This is a genomic window from Mycobacterium sp. 4D054 (assembly GCF_052245755.1).
GTDB lineage: Bacteria > Actinomycetota > Actinomycetes > Mycobacteriales > Mycobacteriaceae > Mycobacterium.
Genome location: NZ_JBQQCF010000044.1, coordinates 1 through 18,986, shown reverse-complemented (window position 1 = coordinate 18,986; position 18,986 = coordinate 1). Strand labels below are relative to the sequence as shown.

Here is an 18,986-nt window from a genome sequence, read left to right as displayed (position 1 = left end):
TTACAACGTCCGTTAGTATGTCGAGATGACCGAGTCAATGGACAGTTGCGATCTCCTCTGCCTCGATCTGCCTCACGCGGAATCAATCCGCGCATCACTCCCCAACCTGGCGGCGGTCGAGTCCGCCGCCGCGGCGTCCCGCGCCCTGGGCGATCCCACACGTCTGTCCATTGCGACCGCGTTGAGCAACGGGGACGAGCTGTGCGTCTGCGACATGGCATGGGTAGTCGGGTTGGCACAGAATCTCGTCTCCCACCATCTGAGGCAGTTGAAGATCGCCGGCCTGGTCTCCTCGCGGCGCAGCGGCAAGCTGGTGATGTACCGGCTGACCGAACGTGGCCGCCAGCTCGCCGCGGCAGTACTGGCTCCGATACGCGCCGAGGAGGTTGATCATGTCTGATGCATGCTGCGCGACCGACGTGAAGGATCCAGAGTCAGGGCCCGAACGGCTCTGGCGGGTCCGCGAACTGCAAATGTCAGCCGCCGCGGCGGCGCTGCTCGCCGTCGGCTGGCTGATCGGGCCCGCCGGCTATGAGCGCATAGCGTTGGCGACCGAGCTGATCGCCGCGGTCGTCGCGGCATCGACGTTTGTCCCCGACGCGATTCGAAACGCATGGCACCGCCGCATCGGGGTCGGGACACTGATGACCATTGCCGCGATCGGCGCCATTGCTCTCGGCCAGATTGCAGAAGCGGCCCTCTTGGGCATCTTGTTCTCGATCGCCGAGGGGCTGGAGCACTACGCCGTTACCCGTACCCGCCGGGGTCTTCGCGCGCTGTTGTCACTAGTGCCTCCGCAGGCCTCTGTCATCCGCGACGGTCACGAAGTGGTGGTGTCGCCGGAGGACCTCGTCGTTGGTGATGTCATGGTCCTGCGTCCGGGCGAACGCGCCGCCACCGACGGAACGATCACTACAGGCCGGACCAGCCTCGATCTGTCAGCCATCACCGGTGAATCCGTCCCTGTGGAGGCTGGCCCGGGCAGCGATGTCTACGCAGGTGCGATCAACGGAGGTGGAGCGATCGAGGTCAAGGTCACCGCCTTGGCCGCCGACAGTTCTCTTGCCCGCATCGTTCATATCGTCGAGGAAGCGCAGGAGCGCAAGGGCGTCGGGCAACGACTGGCGGATCGGATCGCACGCCCCCTGGTTCCGGCCATCATGGCGCTGGCCGCAGCCATCGCGGCCCTCGGGGCGCTACTGGGTGACCCGATGCTGTGGATCGAGCGGGCGCTGGTGGTTCTGGTCGCCGCCTCACCGTGTGCGCTCGCCATTGCGGTTCCTCTCACGGTGGTGGCGGCCATCGGTGCCGCCAGCCGCCAGGGGGCCCTTGTCAAGGGTGGCGCCGCGGTCGAAGAACTTGGGCGCATCAAAGTCGTCGCCCTGGACAAAACCGGGACGTTGACGCGGAACAAGCCTCAAGTGGTGGAGGTCGTCACCGTCGAAGGGACGACCGCATCGGAGGCTTTGCGGGCAGCTGCAGCCCTCGAATCACGCAGCGAACACCCTCTCGCACAAGCGATTTTGGCTGCCACAACCAACGTGCCGCCCGCTTCCGACGTCACCGCGATCGCCGGCCACGGCATCGAGGGCCGCATCGACGGAGCGCAACTGCGACTCGGTAAACCCAGCTGGGTAGCCCCGCTCTCCCTCGCCGATGACGTCGCCCGCATGCAGGGTGCCGGCGCGACCGTGGTGGTGCTCGAACGGGACGGCCGAACGCAGGCTGCGATCGCCGTACGCGACGAGCTTCGCCCCGAAGCTCCCGAGGCGGTGAGACTGCTGAGCAAGATCGGTATCGAGGTGGCGATGCTCACCGGCGACAATGCGCTGACCGCCAAGGCGCTTGCGAGGGATGCGGGGATCACGAGAGTCGAGTCTGAGCTCCTGCCGGAGGACAAGGCGCGAATGCTCGGCGAATTGTCGCGCGGTCGCCCCATCGCCATGGTCGGAGATGGCGTCAATGACGCCCCAGCTTTGGCCACTGCCGATATCGGGATCGCGATGGGGGCGATGGGCACTGACGTCGCCATCGAGACCGCTGATGTCGCGCTGATGGGTGAGGACCTGCGCCACCTCCCGCAGGTCCTGGCCCATTCCCGCCGTGCACGGCGAATCATGGTGCAGAACATCGGCTTTTCGATGGCAATCATCGGGTCTTTGATTCCGTTGGCGGCGTTCGGCGTGCTCGGACTAGCAACCGTGGTGTTCATCCATGAGGCTGCCGAAATTCTGGTGATCCTAAACGCAATTCGAGCTGCACGCACCCCATCATTGCCCGGGTTGACAGCGGCGCCCGTTAACAACTCGGCAGCGCATCACCTCAATATCGGTCAGGCGCCTACCCCCATTGACGCGTGCTGCGGTCCTGCCGTCGTCGCACCGCAACGCTCATCGCTGCCGTTGACCCTGATCGAACCTGCCCCTCAGGGCTCGCCAGATGACGGGTGTGACTGCTGCTCCGCGGTTGAATCCTCAGCGCCACAACAGCTAGAGATCAGCAACAGCGAACGGCGCGATCAGCGTTGACGAAAAAATGCCGACGTTGACGCCGTGAACGATCCCGACCCCGATCGCGCTAACCTTCCTTCCTCTGCGGCACTACCCGGCATCGGTGCGCGGACTGCGGCGGTCCTTGTATTCGCCTCGTCGGCCGCGGTGCTCGTCGTCGAGATCACCGCGCTGCGGTTGCTGGCGCCCTACCTGGGGCTGACGCTGGAGACCAGCACACTGGTTATCGGGATCGCTTTGGCAGCAATTGCTCTCGGCTCCTGGGCAGGAGGACGGCTTGCTGACCGCGGCGATCCTCGCCGCTACCTCGGGTTGTCTCTGGGAGTATCCGGCGCCGTGGTGGCGTTCACGCCGGCCGGAATTCGGATGGCGGCCGAATGGGCGCCTCCGACGCTGCTGCTCGTCGCTGCGCTGGCGATCCTGGTGCCCGGCGCTCTGCTGTCCGCGGTGACTCCGATGGTGACCAAGATGCGCCTGCTCACCCTGGCGCAGACCGGGACCGTCGTGGGACAACTCTCCGGACTAGGCACGATGGGCGCTATCGCGGGCACCGTCCTCACGGGGTTCGTGTTCATTTCGCGAGTGCCAGTCAGTGTCATTCTCATCGGGCTCGGCCTCCTGCTGGTTCTCGGTGGCATTCTCATCGAATGGCGCCTACGCCGCTGGAACACCAGGACCGCCATCGTGCTCACCATCGCTGTCTTCGGCGCCGGACTGGCCGGCTATACGGCTCCTGGCGGATGCGATGTGGAGACCAAATACCATTGCGCCCGGGTTCTTTCCGACTCCGAACGAAACACTGGCCGCACGCTCGTCCTCGACGGTGCGCGTCACTCCTACGTCGATGTACTGGACCCGACACTGTTGAAGTTCCTGTACATCCGCGCCTTCGCAGCGGTTGTCGACGGGGCCTTCCCGGCAGGCGAGCCGCTTCAGGCCCACCACCTCGGTGGGGGCGGGTTAACATTCCCGCGGTACCTCGCCGACTCACGGCCGGGAACCCAGAGCCTCGTCTCGGAAATCGACGGTGGTGTGGTGAACATCGATCGCGAACAGCTGGGATTGGTTTCCGACTCGGGTATTGAGGTCCGCGTCGAGGACGGTAGGCGCGGGCTGGCACAACTTGCCGACGACAGCCGCGATCTGATCGTCGGTGACGCCTTCGGCGGCGTCAGTGTGCCGTGGCATCTGACTACTGTGGAGGCGCTTGCCGACGTACGCCGGGTCCTCAAGCAGGATGGCATCTACGTCGCAAACCTTATCGACTACGGCAGCATGGCATTCGCCCGCGCTGAAGTTGCCACACTCACAGAGGTTTTCGACCATGTCGTCCTCAGCGGTGAACCCAACGACATCGGCATGAATTCGGCGGAACCCAACGGCGGGAATGTGGTCGTAGTGGCCTCTGATCGCCCCGTGGACCGTCGCGCGATACAGAGCATCTTGGACACCCGCCAGACGCAGTGGATCACGACAGCTGGTGCCGAACTCTCGACGTGGATCGGTAATGCCCGGGTGCTCACCGATGACTATGCGCCAGTAGACCAACTCCTTGATCCCTATCGGCGGGAACTGAGCGGGTCGTAGTCGGCGCTATGGCGGCGCCCGTCTGATCCGTTTAAAGACTCAAGAGAATTCGGCTGAGTTCGGTGGTCGTAGTGACCCCGTCCTCGTATCCGCCCTCGCCGCCGAGTGAGTTCATGATGGCCAACGTGTATCGCTGCTGTGGTCCGGCGAAGCCAACGGAGTTGACGACCCATCCACCTTCCTCCTGGGACCAGCCGTTCTTACTCCCGGGATTCATGGCCTTTCCCGCTCCCCACACTCCCCACTGCTGATCACCGACGACGCGTTGCATCTCGGCGACGACGGCGGCTGCGTTCGCCGGTGTGAGCTTGGTCAGGACGTAGTTCATCAGTCCGTCGAAATCGTCGGCAGTTGCCTTCTGATATCCCCAGTACGGATAGACATCACCAAAACCAGGCTGTGGTCGCACGTTTGGCATGCCATAGCGCGCGAAATTGGTGTTGAACACCTGTATCGAACCACCGTAGCGAGACCACAGCGCGTCAGCCGCAGCGTTATCAGAACTGCGCAGCATGTCGGCCATCTGCTGCCGGTCGGCGGCGGGCAGGCGAAGGGCACCAGCCTGTTCGCGCGAAAGAAGGTCAGCGACCATCGCAAGCTTGATCGTCGACGCGGTCCAGATCGGCGTGCCGGCCTCGGCATTGCGATATCGAGCCCCCGTCGCGCGATCCCGGAGGACAAATCCTACTGTTCCTGGCCGGGTGGCGATGTATCGCTCAGCGGCGGCGAAGCGATCACGCAACACACATTGGACATCAACGGAGGCACAGGACGAGCTCGTGTCGGGCTGAGCCTGGACACCGGCGGTCACGGTCAGGGATCCACTCACGGCGACGACGGTCGCCAACAACCTCCAGCAGAACGATTGAGCCACTACACCACTCGATTCCAGCCGCGACGCCACCGACCTGTCATCGCTTCTACTGCTTCAGTACGTAGGTAGGTGTAGCACGGACAACACCGTGAGCGGCGGCGCAACCGCGGTGTGTCGATAAGATCAGCGGTGTTTCAGCAACACGGAGATTCGGCGTTGTCACGCAGGGCCGAGACGGCAGCTCCCTCGGGCACATACGTTTGCGGCCGCCGGACAAACTGCTCAGCACAGAGCGGGGAACAGAACCAGTACAAGCGGTCCTCATGCGTCGCCGCTGAATGCCTGGCGTCAGCCGAAAGGTGTACGCGGCAGACCGGGTCGACGTGATCTTGGTGGCTGGACCCTGAGTCGATGATGACGACATCGACGGGCGCACGCACATTACGGATGGTGGTCGAGCCGATGTCCCTCACGAGGTCAGCAGGCACACAGGCACGCGAGGCGACGTCGCGTGTCGTCGCGACTTGTCCGCCGTGGGCGAGTCCAGCCAAGCGCGCTGCGGTATTCACCGTGGCACCAAAGATGTCACCGCGGCGCCAAATCACCGGGCCTTCGCTGAGGCCGGCACGTACCAACGGGAAGCCGGGAGTGCGACGGGCCGCCTCGCCGAGACGAGTGAGATAGGCAAGAGCCGCGTGGGCATCCGGCGCTGTCACCATGACGGCATCGCCGATGGTTTTGATGAGAGCATCGCCAGGGCCCAGGACTTCCGTCGCGATGGAGCCGAATTGATCTGCCAGTTCCGCAGCGCGGTGATCCCCATGGACCTCGGTTGAGTGCGGTGTAGCCTGACATGTCGGCGAAAATGACGACGGCCTTCGCGTCTGCATGCTCGAAGCCGCTCACCCGACACCTCCCGTCACGGTCACCGAACCCACAATACATGCATATATGCGCATATGTCTATGCGCTCGTTAGCGGGGCACACGCCTGTTTGTCCGACCCGGTCAGCTTCGGACTTCGACGTCGTCGATCCTCGTCACGTCGCCGTCTTCGGGTCCGTGGGCACGGCCGACGTGCGCTTCTCGACGCATCCGCTCGATCATGTGCGGGTAGTGCAGCTCAAATGCCGGACGCTCCGAACGGATCCGGGGCAGCTCGGTGAAGTTGTGCCGCGGCGGTGGGCAGCTGGTGGCCCACTCCAGCGAGTTGCCGAAGCCCCAGGGGTCGTCGACCGTGACGACCTCGCCGTAGCGCCAGCTCTTGAACACATTCCACAGGAACGGCAGCGTCGACGCACCCAGGATGAAAGCACCGATCGTCGAGATGATGTTCAGCGTGGTGAACCCATCGGTGGGCAGGTAGTCCGCATAGCGCCGGGGCATCCCCTCATTGCCGAGCCAGTGCTGCACCAGGAACGTGGTGTGGAAGCCGATGAACGTCAGCCAGAAGTGCACCTTGCCCAGGCGTTCGTCGAGCAGCCGGCCCGTCATCTTCGGGAACCAGAAGTAGATGCCCGCATAGGTGGCGAACACGATGGTGCCGAAGAGCACGTAATGAAAATGGGCCACAACGAAATACGAATCCGTCACCTGGAAATCCAACGGCGGACTCGCCAGCAGCACGCCGGACAGACCGCCCAACAAGAAGGTGATGATGAAGCCGACCGAGAACAGCATCGGTGTCTCGAACGTCAACTGCCCCTTCCACATCGTGCCTATCCAGTTAAAGAACTTGATACCCGTGGGCACGGCGATCAGGAACGTCATGAACGAAAAGAACGGCAACAGCACCGCACCGGTGGCGTACATGTGGTGCGCCCACACCGCCACCGACAGCGCCGCGATGCCCAGCGTCGCGTAGATCAGCGTCGTGTAGCCGAAGATCGGCTTGCGGCTGAACACCGGGAAGATCTCACTCACGATGCCGAAGAACGGCAACGCGATGATGTACACCTCGGGGTGCCCGAAGAACCAGAACAAGTGCTGCCACAACAGCACACCGCCATTGGCGGGGTCATAGACGTGGGCGCCGAGATGGCGGTCGGCGGCCAGGCCAAATAAGGCCGCCGTCAAGATGGGAAAGGCCAACAGCACCAGGATCGACGTCACCAGGATGTTCCAGGTGAAGATCGGCATCCGGAACATCGTCATACCGGGAGCCCGCATGCAGACCACGGTCGTGATCATGTTCACCGCCCCGAGGATGGTGCCCAGACCACCGACGGCCAGACCCATGATCCACAGGTCAGCACCCGCACCCGGCGAGTGGATCGCGTCCGTCAGCGGCGAGTAGGCGGTCCAGCCGAAGTCGGCAGCACCACCAGGGGTGACGAAGCCCGCGGTGGCGATCAACGCACCGAACAGGAACAGCCAGAACGAGAAGGCGTTCAGCCGCGGGAACGCCACGTCCGGAGCGCCGATCTGCAGCGGCAACACCAGGTTCGCGAACCCGAACACGATCGGGGTGGCATAGAACAGCAGCATCACCGTGCCGTGCATCGTGAACAACTGGTTGAACTGCTCGTTCGACAAGAACTGCAAGCCGGGAGAAGCGAGCTCCGTGCGCATGAACAGCGCCATCAACCCACCGATGAGGAAGAACGCAAAGCACGCGACGCAATACATCATGCCGATCAGCTTGTGATCGGTGGTCGTGATCAGCTTGTAGATCAAGTTGCCCTTGGGGCCGATCCGCGCCGGGAACGGACGCCGGGCCTCAAGCTCACCGATAGCGGAGACATCCAGTGCCACACCGACCTCCAGAGCTACGGGCCGGGTATTCACAGCCCGTCCATCTACTATCGAGCTTAGTAGATAAACGTCTGGGGTTGAAAGCCCCTATCGTCAGATGGATACAGGAGATGGATGCTCTCGCTTCCACGCCCATTCCGAACCCTCTTCGCCGCGGCTGTCACCACCGTGGTGCTTGCCGCGTGCACGGAGTCCGGACAGACATCGCCGGGTAGCGGAAGCTTCGACTTCGTCTCGCCCGGCGGAAAAACCGTGTTGTTCTACGACCCGCCGACGGACCGTGGATCCATTGGCGCAATGTCCGGTCCCGACTTGATGAACGACGCCACTGTCAGCGTGGCCGACTTCGCCGGCGACATCGTCGTGATCAACGTGTGGGGGTCGTGGTGCGCACCCTGCCGCACGGAGACACCGGAACTGGAGACCGTCCACGCCGAGTTCCAGAGACGTGGCGTTCAATTTCTCGGGATCAATGTTCGCGACAACCGTGAATCGGCACGCGATTTCGTCACCGATCGCAATGTGACGTACCCATCGATATTCGATCCCGAGATGCGCTCACTCATCGCGTTTGGGCGCCGCTATCCGACCAGCGTCGTGCCGACCACCGTCGTCCTCGACAGACAACATCGGGTGGCTGCGGTGTACTTGACGGCGGTACTTGCCGAGGATCTGCGGCCCTTACTCCAACGCCTCACCGCGGAGTCCTGAGTCGTCCGAAGATGGCCTGCGCCAGCCGTCGAGCAGATATCCAAATCCACTAGAAACGAGATCGGCGCGCAGTGCCGGACTTGGCCTGTGAGCACCAAGCCATTGACGTAAGACCTCTGCCTGCTTGCCGTGCGGCGCGTCCGCGGCGCCGGCGTCATCGAGGATGAAATAGCACAACGTTTCCCGCCCATAGCCCCCGAGTTCCATCGTGTAGTCGGCACAGCGCAGGTCCATTGCGGCCAGGTGGAGCTCCAACCACACGGGCATCCACGGGTCGCACGGATCCAATGGCGGCGAAGTAACGAACCACTCGTGAAACTCGTCAAATAGATTCCGCGGCAGCGGTATCCGACACCGCACCAAGGCGCGCACTGACGCGAGAATGACATGGACCGACTCCGAAGCGTTGAGTGCCACACACATCGTTGAACGCTCGGTATCCGATAGACATGAGTCAGCGACCTCCCACATCAATTCGGCGAGTGCAAACTCCTCGCGCATTCAGCCTCCGGCAGACCCGCTAGCACCAATGCCTTACTATCTCAGATAGTACTGAGTTAGTACGTAGATAAGCTGATCGAGCAAGAGGCGGACGATGGCAACTGGTACTGCGATCACCTCGCGGGTGCACTCGCTCAATCGTCCCAACATGGTGAGCATCGGCACCATCGTGTGGCTTTCGAGCGAGTTGATGTTCTTTGCCGGCTTGTTCGCGATGTACTTCACCGCCAGGGCTCAGGCCGAGGAGTGGCCACCGCCTCCGACTGAGTTGAACCTCACTCTGGCAGTGCCGGTGACTCTCGTTCTGATCGCCTCGTCGTTCACCTGTCAGATGGGGGTATTCGCAGCCGAGCGAGGCGACGTCTTCGGATTACGCCGGTGGTACACGGTCACATTCTTCATGGGCCTGTTCTTCGTGCTCGGCCAAGGCTACGAGTACTTCAAGCTCGTCGAAGAGGGCACGACAATCGCGAGCAGCGCCTACGGGTCAGTCTTTTATCTGACCACCGGTTTCCACGGTCTCCACGTCATCGGCGGTCTGATCGCCTTCGTCATGCTGCTGGCGCGCACCAAGATGAGCAAATTCACGCCCGCCCAGGCGACGTCAGCGATCGTCGTGTCCTACTACTGGCATTTCGTGGACGTCGTGTGGATCGCCCTTTTCGCTGTCATCTACTTCGTGAGATGAGATTCCAGCGTTGGCTGGCGGCCGCCGCCGCAGTCGCATGCCTAGCCATCAGCGTGCCATCAATCGCAGTAGCGCAGACCTCGCAGCCCGCCGCTCCGACAACTCATTCCTACGACGACTCCCATACGTCGGAGAACCGCAGCGAATCGCTGCCGGCGTTGTGGATCTTCGTCGGCGCCGTCGGGGGGCTCGCGCTCATCGCCACACTCCTCATTCGGCATAACGCCTCTGGCGGGCGCCATTCGACCACTCAGGAATGACAGATGACGGCGATGAGCACTGGGGCGAGGACCACCGCCGCCAGGGCTGAGATCGTTGCGATTCGCTCGCGCAGGAGGGCGCCGGCTACGGCCGGCACGGCGAGACGCTCAGCCCTGGCTAGCACGGCAGTGTCGGCCGCTCCGAGCGCGCCGTCTGCAGTTCGAGGGGCTCCCGCGAGAGCAATCAAGCCATCCAGAACAGTCTCACGTCCGTGACGGCGCGCCGCCGTATCGTCGGCACACATCTCGAGCAACCGACCTACCACTGCAACGGCGTTGGGAAGCAACGGGAATCTCGGCATCGAGGTTGCCAATGCTCGTAATGCCATCATGAGCTGAGGATGACGGCCCGCCAGGTGGGCACGCTCGTGGGCCAGCACTGCCGCCAGCTCTGCCTCGTTCAGTGTCGACATCGCTGCGCTGGTCACTACGATCGCGTCCGGACGTCCCACGACGCAATATGCGGCCGCGCTTCGCTCCTGGAGCACGACAACTCCCGGATGTGTCGACGGCGACCCGAGGATGTGCGCGGCGTGCGCATGCTCCCGGCTGCGCCGCCAGAATCGACGGACCGCGACCAGCGACCGGCGCGCCACCACTGACGTCGCGATCAATGCGGCAGCGCAGGCCACGATGATGGCAACGTGGCCGGCCCACCCCAGATGGTTGAGCGCCAGCAGTGCGTCCATGCAATAGCGCAAAGGGCCGGCGGGGTGGGGGCCAAAAACTTCAGCAAGCATGCCGACCGCGCCAACGAGCCACGCGGCAATAGCGATCACAATGGTCACCAACCACAGCACGACCGACAACCGAGGCGCTCCACCACCGCGTGACAGCCAGGAAAGAAGTCGCGGCCCCATCCACACCAGTGCTGCCCCATAGACCAGCAGGCAGAGTGCCGCGCTCATGATTTACGAGAGCGACGACTGACTTTGCGCAACGCCGCACGGAGTCGCTCCGACTCGTCGTCGTTCATCTGGCGCAGAAAGTAGCTCAAGACGACGTCGACGTCTCCCCCGTGCTGAAACGCGTCACGCATGAGTTGAGCGGACCGTTCTTCGCGGGTCATTGCCGCCCAGTAGCTATAAGCTTTGCCAACCCGTCGACGCTCCAACCAGCCTTTACGGTGGAGGTTGTCCATGGTGGACATCACGGTTGTGTAAGCGATATCCCGTTCAGCAGCCATGTCATCGAAGATCTCCCGTACGGTGACCTCTTCGCCGTAGCCCCACACGTGATCCATCACCGCCGACTCCAGGTCGCCGAATCCCCGCTGCTGCACCGCCCTGGCTCCTACCCGTCGGACAATATCTGCACCTTATGTTAGCTGCCAGCCTCGTCGAAGTGCGTCAAGCGACAAGCCGCCAAAGGCGGAGTCCCCGCGCATGCCAACGACCGAGCGCCTGATCCACCTGCACAACGCGGCTGCACGAGCGATCGATCCCCGACGGGAGCACCTTGCCCCGCCCACAGCATCATCTACTATCCGCCTACGTACTATTGTACTTAGTAGCCGGTGGCCTCGGCCACGACCCATTGCGCGCGGACATCAAGAGGAGACTTGCGGAGTGTCACTTTCGCATCGAATGCTCGGCAGCCAACCCGGACATCACGCGGGGATAATCCACAACCCACGCACGTACGAGATGCTCGCCAACCTGCAATTCCTCGGCAAGCGGCGACGGATATGGAGACAGTTCGCAACAGCATCTCGCGCCACCCTCGGCGAGAAAGTCATCGACATCGGTTGCGGGACCGGCTACTTCGCCGCGACACTCGCACCCATCGTGGGTAGCGGCGGTTTCGTCGTCGGTATTGATCCGTCCGCGCAGCTCATCCAGTACGCCGACGATCACACTCCCGTGAACTGCGGCTTCACCGTGACGGGCGCTGAGAATCTACCGTTCCCGGACGCAGCTTTCGACCTGGCCGTGTCAAGCCTCGCATTCCACCACATTCCCGAAGAACTCTGGCCCCAGGCCCTCAGTGAGATATTTCGCGTTCTACGACCAAGTGGCCGACTGTTCCTGGCCGACTACCGTCCGCCCGAGCGCCGCTGGGCGCAGAAGTTATTGAAATCTGTCGGAGGCGAGCAAGCCACGCACGACTCTCGGCCAGACCTCAAATCCGCGATTTTGACAGCCGCTTTCGCCATTTCCGACGTAGGCACATATCCTCGCATGCACCACATCGTGGCCTTCAAGACACAGACGGCTGCATGAGGTAGCACTCACGCCACCTCCACCCACCCACTTTCACGTTTGGCAGAGCGCGATGACCACGGCTGGTGCCGAGATGATGAGCGCCATCAATGCCAGCAGCACAACACGGTTGAGGGTTTCGCCGACTCCTCCGCCAGAGGTGCTGAGTCGGCTGGCACGCAAGGTAAACCCCTGGTCGGCGACTCCCAGAGCGCCGCCGGGCGACAGTCGATACGGCGCGGTGAAAACCAGCAGACTGTCCAACAGAGCATCGCGACCATGGCTACGGGCGGCGCGGTCGTCGGCACACATTTCGACCAAGAACTCGACGGTAGCCGCAGCAGCCCGGAATAGCGGTACTCGCGGCACTGATGACGCCAGTGCACGCAGAGTCATCTTGATTTGAGGGTGACGGCTCGATAGATGAGCACTTTCGTGAGCCAAGACAGCGGCAAGCTCGGTCTCCTTCAAACGCGCCACCGCGCCGGTGCTGACCACCACGGCATGCGGGGGCCCTGCTACGCAATATGCCGCGGGCTGATCGGCCTGGATGAGAAAGACTCCCGGATGCTCGGTTACTGATCCGAGAATCCTTGCTTCTCTAGAGATCTCACTGCTTCGCTCCCGAAATCGCCGTAACGTCAGGAAGACACGTTTGGCGATCAAGATGGACACTCCCAGGACAAGAAGCGCGGAAGCGACAAAGACGACGTGCCCACGCCAACCGAAGTGATTGAGCGCGAGAAACATATCCACACAGAGTTGCGCGGGCAGTGCCGCGTGTTTGATCAGGAGCTCGGCCATGACATTGACGCTGGCCGCCATCCAGGCGGCGAGGGCACAACCCACGGCAGTGAGCCAGACCGCCACGGACAGGCGCGGATTGCGTCCACTACGAGTCACCTTCTCAAGGACCGGCGGCAATAGCCAGGCCAGAACGAAGCCGTAGAGCAGAATGCAGAGGGCGAAATTCATGACGCCCGGTGCCGAGGCGCCTTGCGCACCGCAACCCGAAGTCGTTCCGACTCCTCGTCATTCATCTGACGCAGAAAGAAATTCAACACCTGATCGGCGTCGCCTCCGGAATGCAGCGCATGCGCCATCAGGTGAGCCGACCTCTCCTCGCGCGTCATCGTCGGCCAATAGCTATAGGCCTTCCCGATCCGCTTCCGCGCGAGCCACCCTTTCCGATGCAGGTTGTCCATCGTCGACATCACCGTGGTATACGCGATGTCTCGGCTCGCGACCAAATCATCGAACACTGTGCGGACCAACACGGGGCCCCCCGTTGCCCAGACCCGATCCATCACCGCCGACTCCAGGTCTCCAAAGCCCCGCTCCTGCACCGTCACTCCTACCGCGAATGTCGTCACAACGATGATTCCTTCAATATGCCCGCCGCTAACAAGTTAACCGCACGGGGACCACTTACGTACAGCGTCACCGCATTCAATTGGCCACTAAACCCCCGCGTCGAGGTCCCAGGTCTGTGACAAACGTGAATTGAGAGACCAAAGTGATATACGTTGCGTCCACGTACGTAGCTGCGTAGTAGATTGGCTCACCGCGGAGGCGAAAGGTATATCCCAATGGATCCGGCGCAAAGACCGGCACGATGGGTGCTAGCGCTGTCCATGGCTTCAAAGCTGGCGTTCAATTGGGTCGGCACCGCCACTGCAGAACCCGGCTCAGCGCAGGACAATTCCATCGCGCGACTGGGCGGAGATGTTGCGCGCGCCGATCAACGCCTCGCCGATCTGCAGGCCTCTGTCCACAGCCAGTCATGAGAGCGCTCGTCCAGGTCGAAAGCGCCCGCGCCGACAAGACTTCTGTCCAGACTGCCCGCAGCCGGGCCCAAGACGCCACCACCCGGATGGAAGACGCCCAGCGTCGGTCGACGAGTTCACCGCCACGCAGTACATGAGTGGACCCGCGGAGAACACGATCTGGGCCCCAAGCCGAGAAGAGGTCGTTTCCGTCGCGCGAACACAGCAGACGCTCGCGTTGGCCTTCACTCGAAGCCCGTAACGAGCTGAAAGCAGCGAGAACCGAACACACGAATCTCGAATCCGCGGCTCGTCGAGCTCAATCCGACGCGAGATCGCAGAACGTCTGGCGCAGAGTCGCTACGACGAAGCTGTCGACGCTGTGCGCGCCTCCGAGGATGCCTTTATCGCGCCACGGAGCGAAATCGACTCTGCCACCGACGAAGCGCGGACGGCGCGGGGGCGACTCGAGAAGGCCCGCAGTACCCCACCACCGTCCGAGCCGGGTAGCTGGGATTCTGCGCCCGACACCCAGGTCACTGGCACAGAGTGGGACACCGCCGTGCCGGCGGTTCCCGCCGCGGACCTCTCGGATCCGGTGGCGATTGTCAACTCGGTGCTGCAGATCTCGGCAGCGTCCGCACAAGTCACAGCCAGCCTCGGGCGGCAGTTCCTTGTCAAGCTTGGCTTGATAGCCGAACCCTCGCCCTCTGTTGCCGCCGTTCCTGGGCAGATTCCGCGCGTATACGGCCAGCAGGCAGTGGAATTCGTCATTCGGCGAGGCATGACCCAGCTCGGTGTCCCGTATTCCTGGGGCGGCGGGAACGCCAGCGGGGCCACCCGTGGCGTCGATCGAGGTGCTGGCACAGTCGGTTTCGACTGTTCCGGGCTCATGGTCTTCGCCTTTGCCGGGGTTGGCATCAGCCTTCCGAAATACTCTGGCGCGCAGTATGAAAAGGACCGCCGGGTGCCTGTGGGAGAAATGCGTCGAGGTGATCTGATTTTCTACGGCCCCAACGGCAGTCAGCACGTTGCGATCTATCTGGGTCAGGGCCAGATGCTGGAGTCACCGTTCACAGGCTCCCAAGTGCGGATCGCTCCTGTCCGCACCAGCGGGATGACCTCGCACGTCGTGCGACTCATCGACTACTGACAGTCGGTCAGCGCAGGGCGCTTCCGCTGATCCACTTCTCCCAAGGCACGGACCAGTCTCCGTTCTGCCACTGTTCCAGCGGTGCGCCGCCGGTATTGCGAATCTCCACCACGTCACCCGGGTTGGCAAACTCGTAGTACCACTCGGCGTTCTCTGCACTGAGATTCAGGCAGCCCGCTGACACGTTTGTGTTGCCCTGCGCCCAGACTGTTGCCTCACGCTCGTGGAGGTAGATGCCGTCGGGGCTGATCCGAACCGCGTGCGGGACGCTGATCTTGTATCCGGACGCGGAATCCACCGGTAGCCCGTACGTCGACGAGTCCATCAGGACGGGATTCTGCTTCTCCATCACGGTGTACACACCGGGTTGCGTCCAGAACGCAATAGTCTTGCCGCCGACGGTTTCCGTGCCGCCCCTGCCCATCGACGTCGGCATCGTCCGTATGAGGACGCCGTCTTCGTAGACGCTCACCTGCTTGGTGGTGTCGTCGGCGATCGCGATCCGCGATTGCCCGATCCGGAAACTGACCTGCTTGTCCTCTTCACCGAAAAGGCCATCCCCCAGGGGGGTGCCGTAGAGACCGGCCTTGACCGTCACTTCGGTGCCGGAGGGGAAGTATTCGCGCGGGCGCCAGTGTGCCTTTCGGTCGTTGATCCACGTCCAGGCACCCTCGATCTTGGGCGCCGTGGTGACCTGAAGTCGACGCTCGGCGGCAGCCTTGTCCGATATTGCCCTGTCGAATGTCGCCACGATGACAGTTCCGACGCCATAGACGCCGCCCTCCGAAAGGGAAGCGCCATTGGTCATCCCGAGTGTGACGCCGACTTGCGCCTGTGGCGAGACGGTGGAGAACTCCGAGACAGTGGTCACTGTGGTGGCGCCGCTGCCCTGGCCGGTTGCGCTGAGGGTGTATGTCCGTCCATACCCAAGCGGCTCGTCGGGCTGCCAGGCGCGGCCGCCCGCCGTCAACCGACCCGTGACTACTCGACCGCGTTCGTTCTGCATGCGCACGTCGGTCAGCGTGCCTGATGTCGCGGTCACCTTTACCGCGCCGACAGGCACAACATCGCTCGCGCCAGTTCGCGGAAGAATGTCGACCGCGGGCGGTTCGGGCACGGCCTTGGGCTTCTGTTCAGCCTCCAGAGCGCTGGGAGCCACCACTGCGTCAGACAGCCGAGACTTGAGCGCGCTTGTCTGCGATGCGGTCACAAGCACGCCGACCACGGCGAATACGCTCAGCGCAACTATCTTTCGGTGTCCAGCCAACACTTTCATCACAACTATCCGTCGGGGTGGTACCTCGTCAAATTACGTATCCACATAGTAGTTGGTCGATGCGGTGAAGGTGCGACGGCGCGACGACCAGCCGGAACGAGTCGCCACACAGGTTCAGTACCGACGCGCGTTGTAGATCGGCGCCATCGTGATAGGGGCGACTTTGACAGGAGTCCCGTAGGTGGATGCGTGCACCATCATGCCGTCGCCGATGTAGATGCCGGCGTGGGAGGCGTCGCTGTAGAAGGTCACGATGTCGCCTGGAAGCAGGGCTTCCAGCGCCACAGGCTGGCCGCCACTGGCCAATGCCTGGCTGGAGCGGGGTAACGATTTGCCTTGCTGCAGGAATGACCACTTGATGAGTCCCGAGCAGTCGAATGCGTTGGGCCCATTCCCGCCCCACACATACGGGGAGCCCACTCGACTCAAGGCCGTCTGCACTACTGCAGCTCCGCCGCCGGTTCCTGCCGGCGGCCCCGGGACGGCGCCGTCAGGGTTCGGCATCGCGACGATATCGGACGGCGGTGGCGGTGCGGCCCCAGAAGGCGGGGGCGGTCCGGGCGCAGCGAGAACGGCGCGCTGCTCCGTGGTCAGAGCCGCATATTGTGCTTCGACACTTGAGATCTGAGTGCGCAGATCACCCTGCCGACGTTGAATGTCGGCGCGCACTTTCGCGGTGGCATCGGTCGCTGCACGCGCCTGCGCGGCAGCGACACGAGACTCGTCTTCGGCCGCGGCAGCACGGGTGCGCGCTGCGCTGAACTGAGTCATCGCGTCTCTCATCTGCCCGGACATCACTCGCTGCACAGACAGCCGGTCGAGCAGCTCCTGGGGTGAGCCGGCACCCAGCGTCGCAGAGATATTTCCGGAAGGTCCACTGACGTACTCGGCGACAGCGACGCGGTCAACAGCAGCTTGATAACTACGCAGATCCGCCGAGGCGGCCTCCGCTCGACCAAGATCCTCCGCCAGTTTCTCCTCAGCGGCTCGCTGCGCCTCGACTTTGAGGTCGAGATCCAATTCAGCCGAATACAACTCTTCGCTGGCTTGTTCGGCTTGTCGCGAGAGCTCCGCCATTCGCGCGAGCGCGTCCGCGGCAGGGTCTGCGCTGACCACGCCCGCGACGCTGGAGGCACCCACCGTCAAGACTGCAAGGGTAAGTAGAGCGATGACGCTTCGCAAAATCTGCGGCGGGCGCCCGTGTCTCAAAGCGACTGTCCTCCGGTGACCTTGATCTACGTAGTTGGTACGTAGATAACGGATCACACTAGAGAACGCTCACACTTTTGTCCAAACAATCAGCCCGCAGAGCATAGGCAAGGCCCGACCCGGGATGACTATGGCGGAATCCCCCGACAGGATTCCGCCATAGCGCCTTCGCCGGGATCAGCCCATACGCGGCGCCGCTCCCGACGTCTGGATAATCTACTATTCAACTTAGTAGATGGTTTGACGTTCTGCTTACGGACGCGTGATCCTCAACCGCCGAAGAGCAGGTACAACCCTGCGAACGTGTAGCCGACCATTGTCAGCATCATCGCCACTTGGCCGGTGATCTGATGATCCCGCGGCAACAGTCGCAGAGCGCGATCATGTGCAGACACCACCGCAACCATGTGTCCCACGACCACGCACGAGACCTTGATCGTCCAGAGCACCGAGGGATGCTGAGACAAGATGTAGCTGACGTCGTCCTGCGTAAGCCCGAGGAGCTGCCAGCCCAGCCCGAAAGGATCTGCTAGGCGCACGATCGTCTCTTGCCCGCGTGCAACGAGGTACGACAAGTAATGGGCGAAGATGTAGCCGACGACGATCGGAATAAGTGAATGCGCCAACTGTCCCGGAAGTTGCTGTCGCTGCTGTGGATTGATGCCCCCCGTCGCCCGAGCGGCGCCACAGAACGTCAGTCCGACGACGGCGACGAACACGAACAGTATCGCCGTCCGCAACGCTGTCGCGCCGCCGGCATCCCCCACGAGTGGAACTGCCGCCGCCGCGCGATCGACGAAGTTCCGAAATGTCGGGGACTGGGAGAAGCTGTCGAACGCCGTGGAGCCCAGCAATACCGCCAGAACTGCCACCGTTCCAGGTCGGACCGGCAGCGTCGGCAGGTGGTCGAGCGGATTGACCCACTCCACGCGTCCGGTGCCTCGGGCACGTCGGAAAGGCGACATCCGCGACACGGCCATGCTGTACACCTCGAAGGGGTCAGCGCGTGCGAACCACCGAGCGCCGAAGACCCAGGCACCGATCCCCACCACCGCCGCGTAGATCAATAGCCACAGCTTGATGGCCGTCAGCGAACCGGGGTCCGGGCTTGCTAGGTGTACTGACCACGGACGTTGGTGACGGCGTGGTGAGGTGACAAGACGAAGACCTCCGAGTGAAGTGCGAACTGCCTAGGAACGCACCAACTCACTTCGGAGGTCTTCGTGTCTCACCGTAATGCCCCTTTGTCCGAAACCGGTCGCCTGCGGCTGGCTCGTTGCGTCGTCGATGATGGCTGGTCTTTGCGTCGGGCTGCCGAACGTTTCCAGGTGTCGGTGTCCACGGCCTCGCGGTGGGCGGGCCGCTATCGCGAGCAGGGTGAGTCGGGGATGGCCGACCGCAGCTCACGCCCACACCACAGCCCCAATCGCACACCTACACGCACTGAGCGGCGCATCATTGGCGTGCGCGTCACCCGGCGGTGGGGGCCAGCCCGTATCGGCTATCTGCTCGGGATTCATCCCTCAACGGTGCATCGGGTGCTGAGCCGCTACCGGA

The 18,986-nt window shown here is 62.9% G+C and carries 18 protein-coding genes and 1 pseudogene; 9 read left to right on the top strand and 10 right to left on the bottom strand.

Annotation, left to right across the window (positions count from 1 at the left end):
• Window positions 1–25 precede the first annotated feature (25 nt).
• From ACTWP6_RS24185 to ACTWP6_RS24175, 3 genes are read left to right on the top strand one after another with little or no spacing between them, the layout of a single operon-like run.
• Entirely contained in the window at window positions 26–400 is a 375-nt protein-coding gene (locus tag ACTWP6_RS24185; protein ID WP_024444619.1) for an ArsR/SmtB family transcription factor, read from the top strand.
• Window positions 393–2,528, top strand: a complete 2,136-nt coding sequence (locus tag ACTWP6_RS24180) for a heavy metal translocating P-type ATPase (protein ID WP_024444620.1) — start codon at window positions 393–395, stop codon at window positions 2,526–2,528. Before ACTWP6_RS24185 ends, ACTWP6_RS24180 begins: the two co-directional genes overlap by 8 nt.
• Window positions 2,529–2,552: 24 nt before the next feature.
• Window positions 2,553–4,097, top strand: a complete 1,545-nt coding sequence (locus ACTWP6_RS24175) for a fused MFS/spermidine synthase (RefSeq protein ID WP_064280687.1) — start codon at window positions 2,553–2,555, stop codon at window positions 4,095–4,097.
• 31 nt (window positions 4,098–4,128) lie between these two features.
• Here ACTWP6_RS24175 and ACTWP6_RS24170 read toward each other — a convergent pair whose 3' ends face one another.
• On the bottom strand, window positions 4,129–4,926 hold the full coding sequence (locus ACTWP6_RS24170; protein WP_370476083.1) for a serine hydrolase: 798 nt from the start codon (window positions 4,924–4,926) through the stop codon (window positions 4,129–4,131).
• 509 nt (window positions 4,927–5,435) lie between these two features.
• Here ACTWP6_RS24170 and ACTWP6_RS24165 point away from each other — a divergent pair.
• Complete coding sequence (locus tag ACTWP6_RS24165) at window positions 5,436–5,747, top strand: hypothetical protein (protein ID WP_234814211.1); 312 nt, start codon at window positions 5,436–5,438, stop codon at window positions 5,745–5,747.
• A gap of 171 nt (window positions 5,748–5,918) precedes the next feature.
• Here the strand turns inward: ACTWP6_RS24165 and ctaD are convergent, their stop codons facing one another.
• Window positions 5,919–7,664 carry an aa3-type cytochrome oxidase subunit I gene (gene ctaD / locus ACTWP6_RS24160; RefSeq protein ID WP_024444624.1) on the bottom strand — a complete coding sequence of 582 codons (1,746 nt, stop codon included), beginning with the start codon at window positions 7,662–7,664 and terminating at the stop codon, window positions 5,919–5,921.
• 114 nt (window positions 7,665–7,778) lie between these two features.
• Between ctaD and ACTWP6_RS24155 the strand changes: the two genes are divergently transcribed.
• Window positions 7,779–8,375 (top strand): TlpA family protein disulfide reductase, encoded by a 597-nt coding sequence (locus tag ACTWP6_RS24155; protein WP_024444625.1) that lies wholly within the window; start codon window positions 7,779–7,781, stop codon window positions 8,373–8,375.
• On the opposite strand, the gene ACTWP6_RS24150 is transcribed toward ACTWP6_RS24155, so the two are convergent.
• Window positions 8,346–8,876: a hypothetical protein gene (locus ACTWP6_RS24150; RefSeq protein ID WP_064280689.1), complete on the bottom strand. Its 531-nt coding sequence runs from the start codon at window positions 8,874–8,876 to the stop codon at window positions 8,346–8,348. The two genes, ACTWP6_RS24155 and ACTWP6_RS24150, sit on opposite strands and share 30 nt — an antisense overlap.
• A 94-nt stretch (window positions 8,877–8,970) precedes the next feature.
• Between ACTWP6_RS24150 and ctaE the strand changes: the two genes are divergently transcribed.
• Complete coding sequence (gene ctaE / locus ACTWP6_RS24145) at window positions 8,971–9,564, top strand: aa3-type cytochrome oxidase subunit III (RefSeq protein ID WP_024444627.1); 594 nt, start codon at window positions 8,971–8,973, stop codon at window positions 9,562–9,564.
• Window positions 9,565–9,814: 250 nt separating this feature from the next.
• Here ctaE and ACTWP6_RS24140 read toward each other — a convergent pair whose 3' ends face one another.
• Both ACTWP6_RS24140 and ACTWP6_RS24135 read right to left on the bottom strand, forming a co-directional pair.
• Entirely contained in the window at window positions 9,815–10,732 is a 918-nt protein-coding gene (locus ACTWP6_RS24140; RefSeq protein WP_024444629.1) for a M56 family metallopeptidase, read from the bottom strand.
• Window positions 10,729–11,106: a BlaI/MecI/CopY family transcriptional regulator gene (locus ACTWP6_RS24135; protein WP_024444630.1), complete on the bottom strand. Its 378-nt coding sequence runs from the start codon at window positions 11,104–11,106 to the stop codon at window positions 10,729–10,731. The genes ACTWP6_RS24140 and ACTWP6_RS24135 overlap by 4 nt, the downstream gene beginning before the upstream one ends.
• Before the next feature lie 364 nt (window positions 11,107–11,470).
• On the opposite strand from ACTWP6_RS24135, the gene ACTWP6_RS24130 reads away from it, so the two are divergent.
• Window positions 11,471–12,046: a class I SAM-dependent methyltransferase gene (locus ACTWP6_RS24130; RefSeq protein WP_443188999.1), complete on the top strand. Its 576-nt coding sequence runs from the start codon at window positions 11,471–11,473 to the stop codon at window positions 12,044–12,046.
• A gap of 33 nt (window positions 12,047–12,079) precedes the next feature.
• Here the strand turns inward: ACTWP6_RS24130 and ACTWP6_RS24125 are convergent, their stop codons facing one another.
• Both ACTWP6_RS24125 and ACTWP6_RS24120 read right to left on the bottom strand, forming a co-directional pair.
• Entirely contained in the window at window positions 12,080–13,000 is a 921-nt protein-coding gene (locus tag ACTWP6_RS24125) for a M56 family metallopeptidase (RefSeq protein WP_024444632.1), read from the bottom strand.
• Complete coding sequence (locus ACTWP6_RS24120) at window positions 12,997–13,371, bottom strand: BlaI/MecI/CopY family transcriptional regulator (protein ID WP_024444633.1); 375 nt, start codon at window positions 13,369–13,371, stop codon at window positions 12,997–12,999. Before ACTWP6_RS24120 ends, ACTWP6_RS24125 begins: the two co-directional genes overlap by 4 nt.
• 802 nt (window positions 13,372–14,173) lie before the next feature.
• Here ACTWP6_RS24120 and ACTWP6_RS24115 point away from each other — a divergent pair.
• Window positions 14,174–14,944 carry an NlpC/P60 family protein gene (locus ACTWP6_RS24115; RefSeq protein WP_064280690.1) on the top strand — a complete coding sequence of 257 codons (771 nt, stop codon included), beginning with the start codon at window positions 14,174–14,176 and terminating at the stop codon, window positions 14,942–14,944.
• Between the two features lie 7 nt (window positions 14,945–14,951).
• Here the strand turns inward: ACTWP6_RS24115 and ACTWP6_RS24110 are convergent, their stop codons facing one another.
• The 3 genes and pseudogenes from ACTWP6_RS24110 to ACTWP6_RS24100 form a co-directional block, all read right to left on the bottom strand.
• Window positions 14,952–16,220, bottom strand: coding sequence for a L,D-transpeptidase (locus ACTWP6_RS24110; RefSeq protein ID WP_112744673.1), 1,269 nt, complete (start codon window positions 16,218–16,220; stop codon window positions 14,952–14,954).
• Between the two features lie 114 nt (window positions 16,221–16,334).
• The gene (gene ripC / locus ACTWP6_RS24105) at window positions 16,335–17,429 is read right to left on the bottom strand and encodes a peptidoglycan hydrolase RipC (RefSeq protein WP_207548301.1); all 1,095 of its coding nucleotides are present in this window, start codon (window positions 17,427–17,429) and stop codon (window positions 16,335–16,337) included.
• 269 nt (window positions 17,430–17,698) lie between these two features.
• Window positions 17,699–18,550, bottom strand: a pseudogene (locus tag ACTWP6_RS24100) (hypothetical protein); the annotation flags it as partial.
• A gap of 102 nt (window positions 18,551–18,652) precedes the next feature.
• Here ACTWP6_RS24100 and ACTWP6_RS24095 point away from each other — a divergent pair.
• The coding region (locus ACTWP6_RS24095) for a helix-turn-helix domain-containing protein (protein WP_443188998.1) at window positions 18,653–18,986 on the top strand (334 nt) is incomplete at its 3' end.

Excerpts from the sequence above, each read along its gene's own strand:
- ACTWP6_RS24180 (WP_024444620.1), top strand. The coding sequence starts at position 393 with ATGTCTGATGCATGCTGCGCGACCGACGTGAAGGATCCAGAGTCAGGG.
- ACTWP6_RS24155 (WP_024444625.1), top strand. The coding sequence starts at position 7,779 with ATGCTCTCGCTTCCACGCCCATTCCGAACCCTCTTCGCCGCGGCTGTC.
- ACTWP6_RS24110 (WP_112744673.1), bottom strand. The coding sequence starts at position 16,220 with ATGAAAGTGTTGGCTGGACACCGAAAGATAGTTGCGCTGAGCGTATTC.
- ctaE (WP_024444627.1), top strand. The coding sequence starts at position 8,971 with ATGGCAACTGGTACTGCGATCACCTCGCGGGTGCACTCGCTCAATCGT.
- ACTWP6_RS24125 (WP_024444632.1), bottom strand. The coding sequence starts at position 13,000 with ATGAATTTCGCCCTCTGCATTCTGCTCTACGGCTTCGTTCTGGCCTGG.
- ACTWP6_RS24140 (WP_024444629.1), bottom strand. The coding sequence starts at position 10,732 with ATGAGCGCGGCACTCTGCCTGCTGGTCTATGGGGCAGCACTGGTGTGG.
- ACTWP6_RS24185 (WP_024444619.1), top strand. The coding sequence starts at position 26 with ATGACCGAGTCAATGGACAGTTGCGATCTCCTCTGCCTCGATCTGCCT.
- ACTWP6_RS24130 (WP_443188999.1), top strand. The coding sequence starts at position 11,471 with ATGCTCGCCAACCTGCAATTCCTCGGCAAGCGGCGACGGATATGGAGA.
- ACTWP6_RS24150 (WP_064280689.1), bottom strand. The coding sequence starts at position 8,876 with ATGCGCGAGGAGTTTGCACTCGCCGAATTGATGTGGGAGGTCGCTGAC.